The sequence below is a fragment of the Hymenobacter jeollabukensis genome, assembly GCF_005771675.1.
GTDB lineage: Bacteria > Bacteroidota > Bacteroidia > Cytophagales > Hymenobacteraceae > Solirubrum > Solirubrum jeollabukense.
This window is the reverse complement of record NZ_VAJM01000017.1, coordinates 47,987-62,454: the sequence shown is the minus strand read 5'-3', so window position 1 is coordinate 62,454 and position 14,468 is coordinate 47,987. Positions and strand designations below refer to the sequence as shown.

The following is a 14,468-nucleotide window of genomic DNA, read 5'->3' as shown; positions in this document are numbered from 1 at the left end:
GCGCCGCTCACTCCCCGATCAAAAAGCCCTCACCCTGGCCGGTGGGGGCTTTTTGTATGCTCCGATGCCCGTAACCGGTTTTTCTCACCCGTTGGGAAGGCCCCCCATGGGCTTTGAATGATTTCCCAACCAGTGGCAATAGGCTGCGAAGCCCTTTGGATAGCACTGCCACCGGTGGCAATAGGCTGCGGAGCCCTTTGGATAGCATTGCCACCGGTGGCAATGGCATCCGGAGCCCTTCGGACGATACCGCCACCGGTGGCAACAGCCTCTGAAGTCCTTTGGATAGCGTTGCCACCGGTGGCAATAGCCGCTGAAGTCTTTGGGTACTTTCTCAACCGCTGGCAGTAGCTTTCATGTCTCCGTCGCGGCACCCGGCCGTATCTTTGTGGCCGGTACCACCGCCTTTCCGTGCAGCGCTCTACTCCTTCCGCCATCCACGAACAACTCATGCGCCAGGCCCTGCGCGAGGCCGAGCGGGCCTACGCGGCCGGCGAAATTCCCATCGGGGCGGTGGTGGCCTTCACGGCCACGGGCCAGATCATCGGGCGGGGACACAATCAGACCGAGCAGCTGCGCGACGTGACGGCCCACGCCGAAATGCTGGCCCTGACGGCGGCGGCCAACTTCGTCGGCAACAAGTACCTGCACGACTGCACCCTGTACGTGACGGTGGAGCCCTGCGTGATGTGCGCCGGGGCCGCGGCCTGGGCCCAGGTGCCGCGGGTGGTGTACGGCACGCCCGAGCCCAAGGTGGGCTACTCCCGCCACGGCCAGCTGCTGCACCCGCGCTGCCAGGTGGTGCAGGGCGTGCTGGCCGCCGAATGCGCCGCCCTGATGCAGCGCTTCTTTGCCGAGCGGCGGAAATAGCTACTTTTGGCGCCGGCGTAGGATTATTTTGTAACCCGCGCCGGGCTTCGCCGGTTAGCATCTCGGCGGGCCCGCACACCCCACGGACCAATACCGGTGGTCCGGCGGGCTTGCCAACCATCTTATCACCCTTCCTCACCCCCTCACACTATGGCCTTCGAACTGCCAGCCCTGCCTTACGCCTACGACGCCCTGGAGCCCCACATCGACGCGAAGACGATGGAAATCCACCACACCAAGCACCACCAGGCGTACGTGACCAACCTCAACAACGCCATTGCCGGCACCGACCTGGAAGGCAAGTCGCTGGAAGAAATCATGCTGCTGGTGGCCACGGCGCCCCCCGCCGTGCGCAACAACGGCGGCGGCCACTGGAACCACTCCCTGTTCTGGACCATCCTCTCGCCCAACGGCGGCGGGGAGCCCACCGGCGCCGTAGCCGAGGCCATCCAGAAGACCTTCGGCGGCTACGACAAATTCAAGGAAGAATTCACCAAGGCCGCCACCACCCGCTTCGGCTCGGGCTGGGCCTGGCTGTGCAAGATGTCGGACGGCAACCTGCAGATCTGCTCCACCCCCAACCAGGACAACCCGCTGATGCCCGACTCGGGCTGCAAAGGCACCCCGCTGCTGGGCCTCGACGTGTGGGAGCACGCCTACTACCTGCACTACCAGAACCGCCGCCCCGACTACATTCAGGCTTTCTACAACCTGATCAACTGGGACGAAGTGAACCGCCGCTTCGCCGGCACCTCGGCCGCCTAGGCTCCGGACCACGCCATCTACAGAAGCCCCGCACGACACCGTGCGGGGCTTTTTTGTGCCCGCCGCTACAGCGCCACGCCCCAGCGCAGGCCCCAGAACACGGCCGCCGTCACCAGCAGCGCCCCGAGGGCCAGGCCCAGCTGCCGGGGCAGCAGCGGCGCCGTGGCCGCCTGGGGCGACGTGGCGGCCCGCATGGCCCCGCCCCAGGCCGCTCCCAGCACCATGCTGCTCATGGGCGGATAAATCAGGCTCAGCAGCGTGGGCAGCGGCCAGGCCAGGGCGGTGATGATAATCGAGCCCAGCAGCCAGGGCCAGAGCAGCAGGCCGCGCACGTAGCGGCCCCGCTCGGCCAGCACCGGCTGCGCCGCCGCCGGCACGAAGCGCAGAAACAGCGGCCCGGTGCCCCGAATCACCCAGGCCAGCAGCGCCGCCGAAACCACCGCCGCCACCAGCGCCGCCCACTGGGGCAGGCCCAGCAGCACCACGGCCTTGCCCAGGTCGCCGTAGGGCACGAAGGGGCTGGTCATCACGTAGCCCAGGAAGTTGATCAGCCCGAACACGGCCAGAAACAGCAGCGTGAGGCTGCCAAAGCCGCTGCCCCGGTCGCGGCGGGCCAGGGCCAGCAGCACCGCGCCCTGCAGTAGGCTGAACAGCGGCCCGGCCAGGGCCACCGCCAGCGTGGTGGCGGCCGGCACCTGCTCGTTGCGGCCATCCACGTGGGAGTTGTAGAGCACCGGCATCGTGCCCAGCAGCTTGCCCACCACGGCGTGGGCCAGCTCGTGCAGTAGCGTGGTGAGCAGGAAGGCCGCGGTGTAGGCGCACAGCGCCGTGAGGATGGTGCGCCCGAGCGACTGGCCGGGGGCGGTGGCGGGGGCCGGGTGGCTGGCGGCAGCGAGGGGGCTCATGGGCGCAGGGAGTTGGGAGGCAGTGAAAGTACGGCAGGGCAATCATCCTCTACGCCCCGTCAGTGCCTTTTTTCCGGCGGCGGCAGGCTGCATCACCGCCCGTTTGCCACGTCGGATTTCTTGTATCTTTAGGGGCTAAACTGTTCCCTTCCCCCTTTCCCTCCCACTTGCATGAGTACTAAGCTGCGTCTTACCATCCTGAGCTTCCTTCAGTTTTTCATCTGGGGCTCGTGGCTGATAACCATCGGCGCGTACTGGTTTCAGACCAAGCAGTGGTCGGGGGCGCAGTTCGGGGCCATCTTCTCCACCATGGGCATTGCGTCCATCTTCATGCCCTCGCTCATGGGCATCGTGGCCGATAAGTGGGTGAATGCCGAGAAGCTCTACGGCGCGCTGCACATCCTGGGCGGCATCGTGCTGCTGACCATCCCGCTGGTCAACGACCCGAGCATGTTCTTCTGGGTGATTCTGCTGAACATGATTTTCTACATGCCCACTCTGGCCCTCAGCATTGCCGTGTCGTACTCGGTGCTCAAGCGCGAGGGCCTCGACGTGGTCAAGGATTACCCGCCCATCCGCGTATGGGGCACCATCGGCTTCATCGTGGCCATGTGGACGGTGAGCCTGCTGGGCATCGAGAAATCGGCCAGCCAGTTCTACGTGGCGGCCGGCGCGGCCTTCCTGCTGGGCTTCTACTCCTTCACCCTGCCCAAGTGCCCGCCCACCGCGCGCGACACGCCCAGCCGCTCCCTGGTCGACGTGCTGGGCCTGAAGTCCTTCGCCCTGCTGCGCGACACGAAGATGCTGACCTTCTTCCTGTTCGCCCTGCTGCTCGGCGCCGCCCTGCAGCTCACCAATGCCTACGGCGACACTTTCCTGCACGATTTTGCCAACGTGCCGGCTTACCAGGACACGCTGGCCGTGCAATACCCGGCCATCATCATGTCCATCTCGCAGATTTCCGAGACGCTGTTCATCCTGGCCATCCCCTTCTTCCTGCGCCGCTTCGGCATCAAGCAGGTGATGCTCTTCAGCATGATTGCCTGGGTGCTGCGCTTCGGCCTGTTCGCCTACGGCAACCCCGGCGGCGGGCTGTGGATGATCATCCTTTCCTGCATCGTCTACGGCATGGCGTTCGACTTCTTCAACATCTCCGGCTCCCTGTTCGTGGAGACGCAGACGGCCCCCAGCATCCGCGCCTCGGCCCAGGGTTTGTTCATGATGATGACCAACGGCTTCGGCGCCGTGCTCGGCAGCTCCATCAGCGGCCTGGTCATCGAGCGGTACTTCACCGCCGCCGATGGCGTGACCAAGGACTGGCACGGCATCTGGCTGGCCTTTGCCGCCTACGCGCTGGTTATTGCCGTGCTCTTCGTCATCCTGTTCCGCCACAAGCACACCCCGCAGGAAGTGGCGCAGGCCGAGCACCCCGAGCCGCTGCTGTCGGTGGAGCAGGCCTAAACGCCCACCTGAACCCCAACCTCAACCGCGCCGCCGGTTGCCGCCAAACGCGCGGCAGCCGGCGGCGCGGCCGTTTTTTCCGTTTCTTTATAGCCTATGATGCCACCCGTACCCACCATTCCTACGGCCTTATCATCCGCTCCCGACCTGTCGAGCACCTACGACAAGACGCACTACTTCCTGCCCGTGGCCTGGTTTCACCAGACCTTCGGGGTGGTGCCGCGCAAGCTGATGTACCAGCTTTCCAACCTCGAGGCGCGCACCGCCGTGCTCACCGCCCTGGCCGCCCGCTACGACCTGGAACGGGCCACCGTGGCGCACTCGGTGTACGTGGAGAAAGTAGGCAAGGAGCCCGAGCTGAACCTCTGGGCCCTGCTGCTGGCCCCGCACCTGCTGATCCTGCTCACCGACCACGGCCCCTACGCCGAGCGGGGCGTGCAGGTGTTTTACTCGCCCGCCACCGAGGCCGCCGAGCTGGCCGCGCTGCAAGAGCTGCTCACCACCCACCTCGAAACCGGGCAGCAGGAGCGGCAGCGCATCCACGTGCTGCGCCTGGCCTTCAATGACCTGGAGTTTACCCCGCTCGACATCAACATTCCCGAGTTGGACCTGAGCACGCACTACAACGATGACCTGCTGCCGGCCCACGACACCATCGTGCGGCGCCTGCAGCAGCCCCAGGACAAGGGCATCGTCATTCTGCACGGCCCCCCCGGCACCGGCAAAACCAGCTACATCCGCCACCTCTGCGGGCAGACCGACAAGCCCAAGCTCTTCATTCCGCCCAACCTGGCGGCCCGCATTGCCGACCCGGAGTTTATCAACCTGCTCCACGACAACACCAACTCCATCCTCATCATCGAGGACGCGGAAGCGTTGCTAACCAAGCGCGACGCCTCTGGCGGCGGCCCCAGCGCCGTTAGCAACCTGCTGAATCTGTCCGACGGGCTGCTGGCCGACTGCTTCCACATCCAGATCGTGTGCACCTTCAACACCGACCTCTCCCGCATCGACAGCGCGCTGCTGCGCAAGGGCCGGCTGATTGCGGCCTACCACTTTGAGCCGCTCACCCAGCCCAAGGCCCAGGCCCTGGCCACCAGCCTCGGCCACACCAATCCGCTGGACGAGCCCACCGCCCTGGCCGATATCTACAACCGCGAGGAGCAAGAATTTGAGGTAGGCAAGGCACCCAAACGTATCGGTTTTGGCACCAAGGGCTAAACTCTGCAGTATAAACCTGGTATATTTTCAGTATAAAACCAGCACAACAAAAAAGCCGCTCTGCACCAGGCAGAGCGGCTTTTTTGCCGAATTTAGGAAATCAGCGTCAGAAATTCCAGCGCTTGATGATCTAGCTTCTGGAAACTAGAACTGCTCGTTCGCGCCGAAGAAGAAGTTGCCTTCGATCTGGGCGTTTTCGTCGGAGTCGGAGCCGTGCACGGCGTTGGCTTCGATGCTCTTCGCGTACTTTTTGCGGATGGTGCCTTCCTCAGCCTGGGTCGGGTTGGTAGCGCCGATCAGGGTGCGGAAGTCAGCCACGGCGTTGTCCTTCTCCAGGATGGCCGCCACGATGGGGCCCGACGACATGTACTTCACCAGGTCGCCGTAGAAGGGGCGCTCCTTGTGCACGGCGTAGAATTCGCCGGCGCGCTCGGCCGTCAGCAGGGTTTTCTTCAGCGCTACGATGCGGAAGCCACCGGCCTCGATCATGTTCAGGATGCCACCGATGTGGTTTTCCTGGGTCGCGTCGGGCTTGATCATCGTGAACGTGCGGTTCGTTGCCATGTCTGGGGAAAAATTAGGGTTAAGCCGGTGGCCGAGCCGCCGGCGGGAAGAATGTCGTTTTGCGGGCGCAAAAGTAGAAGTTTATGCCGGGAATAAGCGGGTGAGTAGTAGATAATCAGCCCGTGCCGCGCCCGAAGGAATGCCGCAAGTAATCTGGTTGGCCGCTATATTGCCCTTATCAAACTCGGGTAGCCATATTCTCCACGCTGTTCGCCCGGCCCTTTTGCAGCCGTCCGGCCCGAACAGTTTGCGCCGGCCATCATCCGGCGCTGGGCCTTGCTATGCCCCTCCCTTTTCTTTCTGGCCAACGCCGTTGGCAGCCGGCCTGGCCTCGCTGCCCGGCTCATTCCCGAGTTTGTCATGCTTCCCTATTCAATTTTTACCGTGGCCGTGCTGGGTGGTGCCGGCCGTATCGGCCGGCCCGTCGTCGAGCGGGCTCTGCACCTGGGCTACCACGTCCAGGCCCTGCTCCGCCACCCCGACCAATTTTCCCTCACCCACGAACGGCTTGCGGTGGTGGCCGGCGACGCCCGCGACCCGGCGGCCCTTCGGCAGTTGCTGCGGGGCAGTCAGGCCCTCATCAGCACGCTGGGCACCCCGCGCGAGGCGCCCACCCCCATCATCGGCGCCGTGACGGCGTTGCTGCTGCCGCTGCTCCACGAGCAGCGCATCGGACGCTACGTGACGGTGACTTCGCTCTACGATACCGGCCAAGCGCAGCCCGACCCGGCTACGCGGCAAGCGGCAGCGTATATGGCGGACCAGTTTCCCGCCTTCGTGGCCGACCGGCGCCGGGAGCGGGAATTACTGACGAGCAGTTCCTCGCTGAATTGGACCTGCATACGGTTACCGCGCGTCGTGGACGCGCCGCCGACCGGCCACGTGGGCGTTAGCCTGACCCAGTTGCCGGGGCCGCAGATTACGGCCGTCGACCTGGCCGATTTTCTCGTCGGGCAGCTGGACAGCGCCGCCTACAGCCGGCAGGCGCCGTTTGTTGCCAGCGGCGGCGCGTAGCGCGCCGGGGGGTGCCTTGTACAAGCCCGGCCGCTGGTAGTGGCCGGGCTTTTTATTACTCCCTTGGCACGAGCAGAAAGGGGTAGTGGGCACGTATTGCGGCATTGACGAACCGAAAAGCCGCGCCCCGATGTTGAGCCCGAGAACAAGTTTGGGAATTGTTCGCGAAATTTGCCCCCTTGCATCCCGGTAAGGGCCGCAAAGTCAGTCACCTATCAGCCGACAATGCACGACGTCACGGCGCTGAAAGAGCTTCTACGGGAGCCTCGGCGCATTTTCATCACCACCCACCACAAACCCGACGCCGACGCCCTGGGCTCGTCGCTGGGCCTGGCGGGCTACCTGCGCAAAAAGGGCCACCACGTGACGGTGGTTACCCCATCGGACTACCCCGACTTCCTGAGCTGGATGCCCGGCAACGAGGACGTGGTGGTATTCGAGCCCGGCCGCAACGACCGGCGCATCCAGGACATCCTGCGGGAGTCGGACGTGCTGTTCTGCCTGGATTTCTCGGCCCTGAGCCGCATCCACGAGCTGGGCGAGTACGTGCGCGCCTCCCACGCCACCAAGGTGCTCATCGACCACCATGAGCAGCCCGAGCCCTTCGCCGACATTGCGTTTTCCTTCCCGTCGGCGGCGGCTACGGCCGAACTGGTGTTCGAAATCATCCGCGACCTGGGCGACCAGGCGCTGATTACGCCCGAAATCGGGGAGTGCCTCTACGCGGGCATCATGACTGATACGGGCTCGTTCCGGCATCCGAGCACCTCGCGCAACGTGCACATGATCATTGCCGAACTGCTCGACGCGGGCATTAACCTCTCGGCCGTGCACCGGCGCATCTACGACTCGCACTCGGAGGAGCGCCTGCGCTTCCTGGGCTTCGTGCTCAAGGACAAGCTGCGGGTGCTGCGCGAGTACAACACGGCCTACATTGCCATTACGGCCGACGAGCTGAAGCAGTACCACTCCAAAACCGGCGACACCGAGGGCCTGGTCAACTTTGCCCTGAGCATCGAGGGCATCGTGTTTGCCGCCATTCTCATCGACCGCGTCAACGCCGTGAAGATTTCCTTCCGCTCGGTAGGCGAGTTTTCGGTCAGCGAGTTTTCGCGTCGGCACTTCAACGGCGGCGGCCACCACAACGCCGCCGGCGGCATCAGCTACGAGCCGCTGGAGCCCACCGTGCAGCGCTTCCTGAGCCTGCTGCCCGATTACCAGGCGCAGCTGGTGACGGCCCCGCTGACCGTGTAAATCAGATATGAGACGGTAAGACCTGAGAAGTGAGACAAAGCGTCATCGTTCAACGATGTCCGTCTAACTTCTCAGGTCTCACAGTCTCACTTCTACCCTATTACCTTCGCCCCGCATTTTCTCTCTTTTCTTCTTTCATGCTCCGTAACTCTCTTCTTCTGTGGCCGGCCGCGCTGGTAGCTGGCGCCATTGCGCTGAATGCCTGCAACCCGGCTGACGCCAAATTCGCCAAGACCAAGTCTGGCATCGAATACAAAGTCTTCGGCAAAGACGGCAAGGCCAAGGAAATCAAGCCCGAAACGGCGGAGGCAGCCTACAAGAAGAACGTCGGCCAGATCATTGCCCTGCACGTGGAGTACCGCACGGCCAAGGACTCGGTGCTGTTCCAGTCGCGCAAGCAGCAGATGGGCTTCCCGGTGCGCGTGCCGCTGCAGGAAGTAGCCCGCAAGGGCGGCCTGGAAGAGGCTATTTCGCTGCTGCAGCCCGGCGACTCGGGCGTGTTCCGCTTCAACGCCGACTCGCTCTCCATCAAGACCACCGGCCAGCCGGCCCCGCCCCAGATCAAGAAGCACGGCAACACGATGACCCTGTTCGTGAAGGTCGATGCCATCCAGAACCAGGCCGACGCCATGGCTGCTCAGCAGAAGGCTATGCAGGACATGCAGGCCAAGGCGAAGGCGCACGAAGACAAGCAGAAGCCCCTGGACGACAAGACCATTCAGGAGTACGCGCAGAAAAATAACCTGCAGACCCAGAAAACGGCTTCGGGCATTTACTACGTCATCACCCAGCCGGGTTCGGGCCCTAAGCCTACCCCGGGCCAGATCGTGTCGGTGAACTACAGCGGCAAGCTACTCAGCGGCAAGGAGTTTGACTCTTCGGCCAAGCAGGGCCGCCCGATTGAATTCCCCATCGGCGTGGGCCAGGTAATTCCGGGCTGGGACGAGGGCATTCCGCTGCTCAACAAGGGCAGCAAGGCCATCCTGCTGATTCCGTCGAGCCTGGCCTACGGCCAGCGCGGTGCCGGCGCCGACATTCCGGCCGATGCCGTGCTGCGCTTCGACGTGGAGCTGGTGGACGTGAAAGCCGCTCCGCCCCAACAGCCTATGGGCATGATGCCCGGCGGCGGTGCCCCCCAAGGTGCTCCGCAGGGCCGATAAGGTATTATCTTTGGTGTTGCGAAGCTGATGCAACCCGCCGACGGGCGGCCGACTCTTCAGGTAGCCGGCCGCCCGCCGTTTTTTTAAGCTCATTGCCATGCGTACATTTTCTTTCCCTGCCCAGGTCCGCGCTATGCTGTGGGCCCTGCTGCCGCTGATGCTTCTGCTGGCGGGCTGCAAAAACGATTCTGACAAAGCGGCCAAGGAGCTGACCAAGCTCATCGAGCAGCACAAAATCGAGGACGACGCGACCATCAAAGCCTACTTGGCCAAGAACAACATCACCAATGCCGAGCAGCGCGAATCCGGCCTCTACATCATCTGGCAGAACCGGGCCACTACCGGCGCCATGCCCACCGACGGGGCCCAGGCCCGAGTGCGCTACATCGGCCGCTTCATCAGCAACGATTTGCGCTTCGATGCCTCGGTGGATAACGGCAGCCTGTGTGGGTGCTCCTCGTTTACGGTTGCCGCGGGCACGGGCGGCGTCATTCAGGGGTGGGTCGAAACGCTCAAGCTGATGCGCAAGGGGGATAAAGTCATCATTCTGGTGCCCTCGCACCTGGCTTACGGACCCGGCGGCAATCCGCCGACCATTGGCTCGTTTACCCCGCTGAAGTTCGAAATGGAGCTGGTGGATTTCACGACTCCCTAACGCCTCTGGCTGGCCACGGCCGTACTTATCCGATAAACGCAGGCCCTGCCCGGGCCTGCGTTTTGTTTTTGACGCATAGGCTGTTCGCGTTGCCTGGCTTACTTTAGCCCCGATGCTACCCACGGTTTTGCTGCTGGCCCTGACGACCAGCGGGGTTGCCCTACCGGCGCCCCCCGACACCCTGCGCACGCCCGGCGGCGTGCAGTACGTGCTACGCGCGCCTGGGCAGGGTGCCCCCGCCGGGCCCCGGGCCGTGGTGCGCGTGCACTACACCGGTTTTTTACCCAACGGCAAGTTTTTTGAAACATCGGCCACCGACCGGCGGCCGCTGCGGGTGCGGTTGGGGCGCGGCGAGGTCATTCCGGGGTGGGACGAGCTGCTGCCGCTGCTGCCGCAGGGTGCCCGCGTCTGGACGCGCATTCCGGCGCGGCTGGCCTACGGCGCGGAAGGGCAGCGCGACCCGGACGACACGACCAAGTACCGCATTCCGCCCGATACGGATCTGGTGTTCGAGCTGGAAATCGTGCGGGTGAATTGATTGGGCGCGCGAGGTGTTAAAAGTCAGCGGGTTTGCCCAGGTTTTAAGGTCCGGCCGCTTGGTCGCTTGAAAAAGCCGGCCGCGACGCTGTAACTTCGGATTTCCAATCTGCCCGCTTTTTCACCTCCCGCATGTTTATTGAACCCCGAGTCGGCAATGGCCGCGAGTTGCCCCGCCGGGGCTGGATTGAGGTGGTGGTCGGCTCGATGTTTTCGGGTAAAACCGAGGAGCTGATCCGGCGCCTGAACCGGGCCAAGATTGCCCGCCAGCGCGTGGAAATCTTCAAGCCCGCCCTCGATACCCGCTACCACGCCGAGGACGTGGTGTCGCACAACGCCACCAGCATCCGCTCCACGCCCATTGCTTTTCCGCAGGAAATGCTGCTGCCCGCCAGCAGCTGCGACGTGGTGGGCATCGACGAGGCGCAGTTCTTCGACCACTCCCTGGTGGAAGTGTGCAACCAGCTGGCCGACCACGGCGTGCGCGTCATCGTGGCCGGCCTCGACATGGACTACCAGGGCCGGCCCTTCGGGCCCATGCCGGCGCTGCTGGCCGTGGCCGAGTACGTGACCAAGGTGCACGCCGTGTGCGTGCGCTGCGGCGACATTGCCACCTATTCCTTCCGCAAAACGCCTTCGGCCGAGCAGGTGCTACTGGGCGAAACCGACACTTACGAAGCCCGCTGCCGCCACTGTTTTTTGGAAGGTCAGCAGGAGCGCACGAGCCTCGGCACCGCCGTAGCCGAAGCGGCGAAGCACTAATTGGCCGGCCGGTGCGTTATCGGCGCACGTCTAATCTGTGATTACCACCCCGTATGACTAAAGCGCTACGCACCGCGCTGCTGGCCGGCCTCGGCCTCGTGGCGGCGGCTTCTTCGGCCCTGGCCCAACGCACCGCCGGCTACGGCGACTGGCAGCTGCACCTGCCCACCAACCGCACCCACGTACTGGCCGACGCCGGCCCGCGCGTATACGCCGCCGCCGAAGACGCCTTCTTCGTGTTCGACAAGGAAACCAGCAGCGTGCAGCTCCTCTCGCGCCGCGACGGGCTGAGCGACGTGAGCGTGCGCGCCCTGGCCTACGACTCGCTCACCCAGCAAGTGGTGGTGGTGTACCGCAGCGGGCAAGTTGATATTCTCAACAACAAGGGCCGGGTGACGGCTTCGCTCTCCGACATCAAGCGCAAAAGCCTGGCCGGCGGCAAAACCATCAACCGCGTGGACGTGGCCCGCCGCCTGGCCTACGTCAGCACCAATTTCGGCATCGTAGTGCTGGATCTGCAGCGCTTCGAAGTCAAGGACACGTACAGCAACTTCGGGCCCGGGGGCACGGCGCCGCAGGTGTACGGCACGGCCGTGCAGGGCGACACCCTGTACGCCGCCACCAGCGCGGGCCTGCTGCGCGGCAACCTGAACACCAACCTGCTCAACTACAACAACTGGCGCAGCACTGCCGGCTTCGGCGCCCGCAACGGCGACCCGTACCGCACGTTGGTCACCCACCGGGGCAAGGTGTACGCGGGCATCAACGACGACAACCTGTACCGGGCCGTGGGCGCGGGCTGGGTGAGCCTTAATTACCCGGTGCGCACCTGCTGGGCTCTGCGCTCCTCGGCAGCTGGCCTGCTGGTGAGCGAGGATGAGCGTATCGGTCTGATCGATACGCGCACCAATCAGGTGCGCAACCGCATTCAGCTGCCTAGCCTTACGGCCGGCCGCGACGCCATCCGACCCAACAGCGGCCCCCTCTACATTGCGGATTTCCGCAACGGCCTGATTCGGGTGGAGGCAAACGGGCAGAACGCCACCAGCTTTGTCACCAACGCGCCGGCCACAACCAACGCGTTCAACATCGTAACCGACCCCGTCAGCAAGACGGCAACTGTGCTTTCGGGCGGCTACGCCGAAGGCTATGTGCAGCTGGAAAACAAGCTGGGCTTTTACGTCTATGATGCTGATGGCCGTTGGACGAACGTCAATGCGCAGAATTACACCAGCGCCGAGTACCCCAACTTGCAGGATGTTAGCCGGGGCGCCCGCACCCCCGACGGCACCTTGTACGTGGCCAGCTACGCCCAGGGCCTGCTGGAATGGAAAGGGCCCGGCCAGTTTCGGGTGTTTGGCGTCGACAACAGCCCGCTGCGGTCAGCTATTAGAGACTTGCAAGACCCCAACTACCCCCGATTCGTACGCGTGACTGACGTGGCTGCGGCGCCCAACGGCGACGTGTGGCTAGTCAACCGCCACCAGGTGGAGCAGCAGCCGGGCGTATTCCGCTTTACGCCGAGCACCGGGCAATGGCAGAGCATCCCGTGGTTTACCGGCGCCGAAAACCTGGAACGCCTTTGCCTTGACGACCTGGGCCACCTCTGGCTGGGACGGGCGCGGCGGGCGTTATCGGGCCTGGTGGCCTATAACCCCGAAACCAACGCCCTGCGCAGCTTCGCGGTGAGCGATGGGCTGCCCAACGGCACCGTGTGGGACTTGGTCAAGGACCGGCGCGGCGCCATCTGGGCCGCTACCAGCGAGGGCGCGGCCGTGTACGACGACCCCAGCCTGGCATTTGAGCCCGGCGCGACGGGCTTCCGCACGCCCATTGTCCGGCGCGGCGCGGGCACGGGCTTCCGCACGCTCTGGACGGAGGTGGTTAAGTGCATAGCCGTGGACGGGGGCAACCGCAAATGGTTTGGCACCGACAACGGGCTCTGGCTGTTCAATGAAGACGGCGACGAGGCCCTGCAGCATTTCACCGTCGAAAACAGCCCGCTGCCCTCCAACCGCATCGTGGACGTGGCCGTGGACGACCGCACCGGCGAGGTGTGGGTGGCCACCGAAGCGGGCGTGGTGTCGTACCGCGGCTCGGCCACGGTGACCGAGGGCGCGCCGAGCTGCGCCAAGGTCTTCCCGAACCCGGTGCGCCAGGATTTCAGCGGGCAGGTAGGCATTTCGGGCCTGGCCAACAACGCCGAAGTGAAAATCACCGACATCACCGGCACGCTGGTGTACCAGACGCGCGCCACCGGCGGCACGGTGGTCTGGAACCTGGCCGACTACAACGGCCGCCGCGTGCAATCGGGCGTGTACCTGGTGCTGACGGCCGACTCGGACGGCAAGAACGGCTGCATCTCGAAAGTGGCCGTATTGACGAAATAGTGAACTGGTGAGGCGGTGAACTGGCGAGTGCCGTTCTGGCCTCCCGAACGTCAAACTCACCAGTTCACCACCTCACCAGTTCACCCTATGCTGATTAAGACCCGGGGCATCGTCCTCAACTATCTTAAATACCGCGAGACGAGCATCATTGCGCGCGTGTACACCGAGCAGCGCGGGGTGCAGTCCTACATCGTCAACGGGGTGCGCAAGGCCAAGCCGCCGGGGCGCATCGCGCTGTTTCAGCCCTTCACCCTGCTCGATCTGGTGGCCTACGTGTCGCCGCGCGGGGGGCTCACGCGCCTCTCGGAGTTTCGCTGCCTGCGCCCCTTCCGCAGCCTGCCCTACGACGTGCGCAAGAGCAGCGTGGTGCTGTTTCTCTCGGAAGTGGTGAGCCGGGTGCTGCGCGAGGAAGAGGAAAACGTGGCCCTGTTTGAGTACCTCTACCAGTCCATCGTGGCCTTCGACGAGCAGGAAGAGGGCTTCGAGAACTTCGCGCTGTCGTTTCTGCTGCATTTGAGCCATTACCTCGGCTTCGGGCCGGATTCGGGCCGGCAGATAACCGAGCAGGTAGCCTTCGCCACCGACGCCAACCTGCCCGCCACCTCCCGCCCCACGGTGCTGCGCTTCCAGGAGTTCGAGCATTTCTTCGACGAGCTGCTGCGCGACGAGGGCCCGGCCACCGTGCCCAACGGCCGCGTGCGCCGCGAGCTGCTCACCATTCTGCTGCGCTACTACCAGCTGCACGTCGAAAACATGGGCGACGTCCGCTCCCTCGACGTGCTGTCGGACGTGCTGGCGGAACTGTAGCCCGCGAAAACGGCAGCACTAGCAGTCATTGCTTCGGCTGCGCCTCGCAATGACTGCCGAGGTGCCGACCCTAAAATAAGCACCGCCCGAAACCGTCGTTGAA

General features: G+C 64.3%; 14 protein-coding genes. 12 read left to right on the top strand and 2 right to left on the bottom strand.

All coding sequences use genetic code 11. The features are described 5' to 3' along the window. Nucleotides 1-450 precede the first annotated feature (450 nt). Complete coding sequence (locus FDY95_RS23845) at nucleotides 451-870, top strand: nucleoside deaminase (RefSeq protein WP_138081913.1); 420 nt, start codon at nucleotides 451-453, stop codon at nucleotides 868-870. Between the two features lie 150 nt (nucleotides 871-1,020). After that, nucleotides 1,021-1,635, top strand: coding sequence for a superoxide dismutase (locus tag FDY95_RS23840; RefSeq protein ID WP_138081856.1), 615 nt, complete (start codon nucleotides 1,021-1,023; stop codon nucleotides 1,633-1,635). A gap of 65 nt (nucleotides 1,636-1,700) precedes the next feature. Here FDY95_RS23840 and FDY95_RS23835 read toward each other — a convergent pair whose 3' ends face one another. Continuing rightward, entirely contained in the window at nucleotides 1,701-2,540 is an 840-nt protein-coding gene (locus tag FDY95_RS23835; protein ID WP_138081854.1) for a hypothetical protein, read from the bottom strand. A 171-nt stretch (nucleotides 2,541-2,711) separates the two neighbouring features. Here FDY95_RS23835 and FDY95_RS23830 point away from each other — a divergent pair, with 171 nt between their 5' ends. Further along, entirely contained in the window at nucleotides 2,712-4,001 is a 1,290-nt protein-coding gene (locus tag FDY95_RS23830) for a nucleoside permease (RefSeq protein WP_138081852.1), read from the top strand. A 96-nt stretch (nucleotides 4,002-4,097) separates the two neighbouring features. Further along, nucleotides 4,098-5,222 carry an AAA family ATPase gene (locus FDY95_RS23825; RefSeq protein ID WP_138081850.1) on the top strand — a complete coding sequence of 375 codons (1,125 nt, stop codon included), beginning with the start codon at nucleotides 4,098-4,100 and terminating at the stop codon, nucleotides 5,220-5,222. 144 nt (nucleotides 5,223-5,366) lie between these two features. Here the strand turns inward: FDY95_RS23825 and FDY95_RS23820 are convergent, their stop codons facing one another. Further along, complete coding sequence (locus FDY95_RS23820) at nucleotides 5,367-5,786, bottom strand: nucleoside-diphosphate kinase (RefSeq protein ID WP_138081848.1); 420 nt, start codon at nucleotides 5,784-5,786, stop codon at nucleotides 5,367-5,369. Nucleotides 5,787-6,146: 360 nt separating this feature from the next. On the opposite strand from FDY95_RS23820, the gene FDY95_RS23815 reads away from it, so the two are divergent. From FDY95_RS23815 to recO, 8 genes are all read left to right on the top strand, one after another. After that, a complete protein-coding gene (locus FDY95_RS23815) occupies nucleotides 6,147-6,800 on the top strand; it encodes an NAD(P)-dependent oxidoreductase (protein ID WP_138081846.1) in 654 nt (217 codons plus the stop codon). A 225-nt stretch (nucleotides 6,801-7,025) separates the two neighbouring features. Further along, the gene (locus FDY95_RS23810) at nucleotides 7,026-8,054 is read left to right on the top strand and encodes a DHH family phosphoesterase (RefSeq protein ID WP_138081844.1); all 1,029 of its coding nucleotides are present in this window, start codon (nucleotides 7,026-7,028) and stop codon (nucleotides 8,052-8,054) included. Nucleotides 8,055-8,191: 137 nt separating this feature from the next. After that, complete coding sequence (locus FDY95_RS23805; protein ID WP_138081842.1) at nucleotides 8,192-9,214, top strand: FKBP-type peptidyl-prolyl cis-trans isomerase; 1,023 nt, start codon at nucleotides 8,192-8,194, stop codon at nucleotides 9,212-9,214. 97 nt (nucleotides 9,215-9,311) lie between these two features. Further along, entirely contained in the window at nucleotides 9,312-9,869 is a 558-nt protein-coding gene (locus FDY95_RS23800; protein WP_138081840.1) for an FKBP-type peptidyl-prolyl cis-trans isomerase, read from the top strand. Nucleotides 9,870-9,981: 112 nt separating this feature from the next. Next, nucleotides 9,982-10,407 carry an FKBP-type peptidyl-prolyl cis-trans isomerase gene (locus FDY95_RS23795; RefSeq protein WP_138081838.1) on the top strand — a complete coding sequence of 142 codons (426 nt, stop codon included), beginning with the start codon at nucleotides 9,982-9,984 and terminating at the stop codon, nucleotides 10,405-10,407. 131 nt (nucleotides 10,408-10,538) lie between these two features. After that, on the top strand, nucleotides 10,539-11,168 hold the full coding sequence (locus tag FDY95_RS23790; protein WP_138081836.1) for a thymidine kinase: 630 nt from the start codon (nucleotides 10,539-10,541) through the stop codon (nucleotides 11,166-11,168). A 53-nt stretch (nucleotides 11,169-11,221) separates the two neighbouring features. Continuing rightward, on the top strand, nucleotides 11,222-13,558 hold the full coding sequence (gene porZ / locus FDY95_RS23785; protein WP_138081834.1) for a type IX secretion system anionic LPS delivery protein PorZ: 2,337 nt from the start codon (nucleotides 11,222-11,224) through the stop codon (nucleotides 13,556-13,558). An 87-nt stretch (nucleotides 13,559-13,645) separates the two neighbouring features. After that, on the top strand, nucleotides 13,646-14,365 hold the full coding sequence (recO, locus tag FDY95_RS23780) for a DNA repair protein RecO (protein WP_138081832.1): 720 nt from the start codon (nucleotides 13,646-13,648) through the stop codon (nucleotides 14,363-14,365). The last annotated feature ends 103 nt before the right edge of the window (nucleotides 14,366-14,468 follow it).

Excerpts from the sequence above, each read along its gene's own strand:
- FDY95_RS23845 (WP_138081913.1), top strand. The coding sequence starts at position 451 with ATGCGCCAGGCCCTGCGCGAGGCCGAGCGGGCCTACGCGGCCGGCGAA.
- FDY95_RS23840 (WP_138081856.1), top strand. The coding sequence starts at position 1,021 with ATGGCCTTCGAACTGCCAGCCCTGCCTTACGCCTACGACGCCCTGGAG.
- FDY95_RS23835 (WP_138081854.1), bottom strand. The coding sequence starts at position 2,540 with ATGAGCCCCCTCGCTGCCGCCAGCCACCCGGCCCCCGCCACCGCCCCC.
- FDY95_RS23830 (WP_138081852.1), top strand. The coding sequence starts at position 2,712 with ATGAGTACTAAGCTGCGTCTTACCATCCTGAGCTTCCTTCAGTTTTTC.
- FDY95_RS23825 (WP_138081850.1), top strand. The coding sequence starts at position 4,098 with ATGATGCCACCCGTACCCACCATTCCTACGGCCTTATCATCCGCTCCC.
- FDY95_RS23820 (WP_138081848.1), bottom strand. The coding sequence starts at position 5,786 with ATGGCAACGAACCGCACGTTCACGATGATCAAGCCCGACGCGACCCAG.
- FDY95_RS23815 (WP_138081846.1), top strand. The coding sequence starts at position 6,147 with ATGCTTCCCTATTCAATTTTTACCGTGGCCGTGCTGGGTGGTGCCGGC.
- FDY95_RS23810 (WP_138081844.1), top strand. The coding sequence starts at position 7,026 with ATGCACGACGTCACGGCGCTGAAAGAGCTTCTACGGGAGCCTCGGCGC.
- FDY95_RS23805 (WP_138081842.1), top strand. The coding sequence starts at position 8,192 with ATGCTCCGTAACTCTCTTCTTCTGTGGCCGGCCGCGCTGGTAGCTGGC.
- FDY95_RS23800 (WP_138081840.1), top strand. The coding sequence starts at position 9,312 with ATGCGTACATTTTCTTTCCCTGCCCAGGTCCGCGCTATGCTGTGGGCC.
- FDY95_RS23795 (WP_138081838.1), top strand. The coding sequence starts at position 9,982 with ATGCTACCCACGGTTTTGCTGCTGGCCCTGACGACCAGCGGGGTTGCC.
- FDY95_RS23790 (WP_138081836.1), top strand. The coding sequence starts at position 10,539 with ATGTTTATTGAACCCCGAGTCGGCAATGGCCGCGAGTTGCCCCGCCGG.
- porZ (WP_138081834.1), top strand. The coding sequence starts at position 11,222 with ATGACTAAAGCGCTACGCACCGCGCTGCTGGCCGGCCTCGGCCTCGTG.
- recO (WP_138081832.1), top strand. The coding sequence starts at position 13,646 with ATGCTGATTAAGACCCGGGGCATCGTCCTCAACTATCTTAAATACCGC.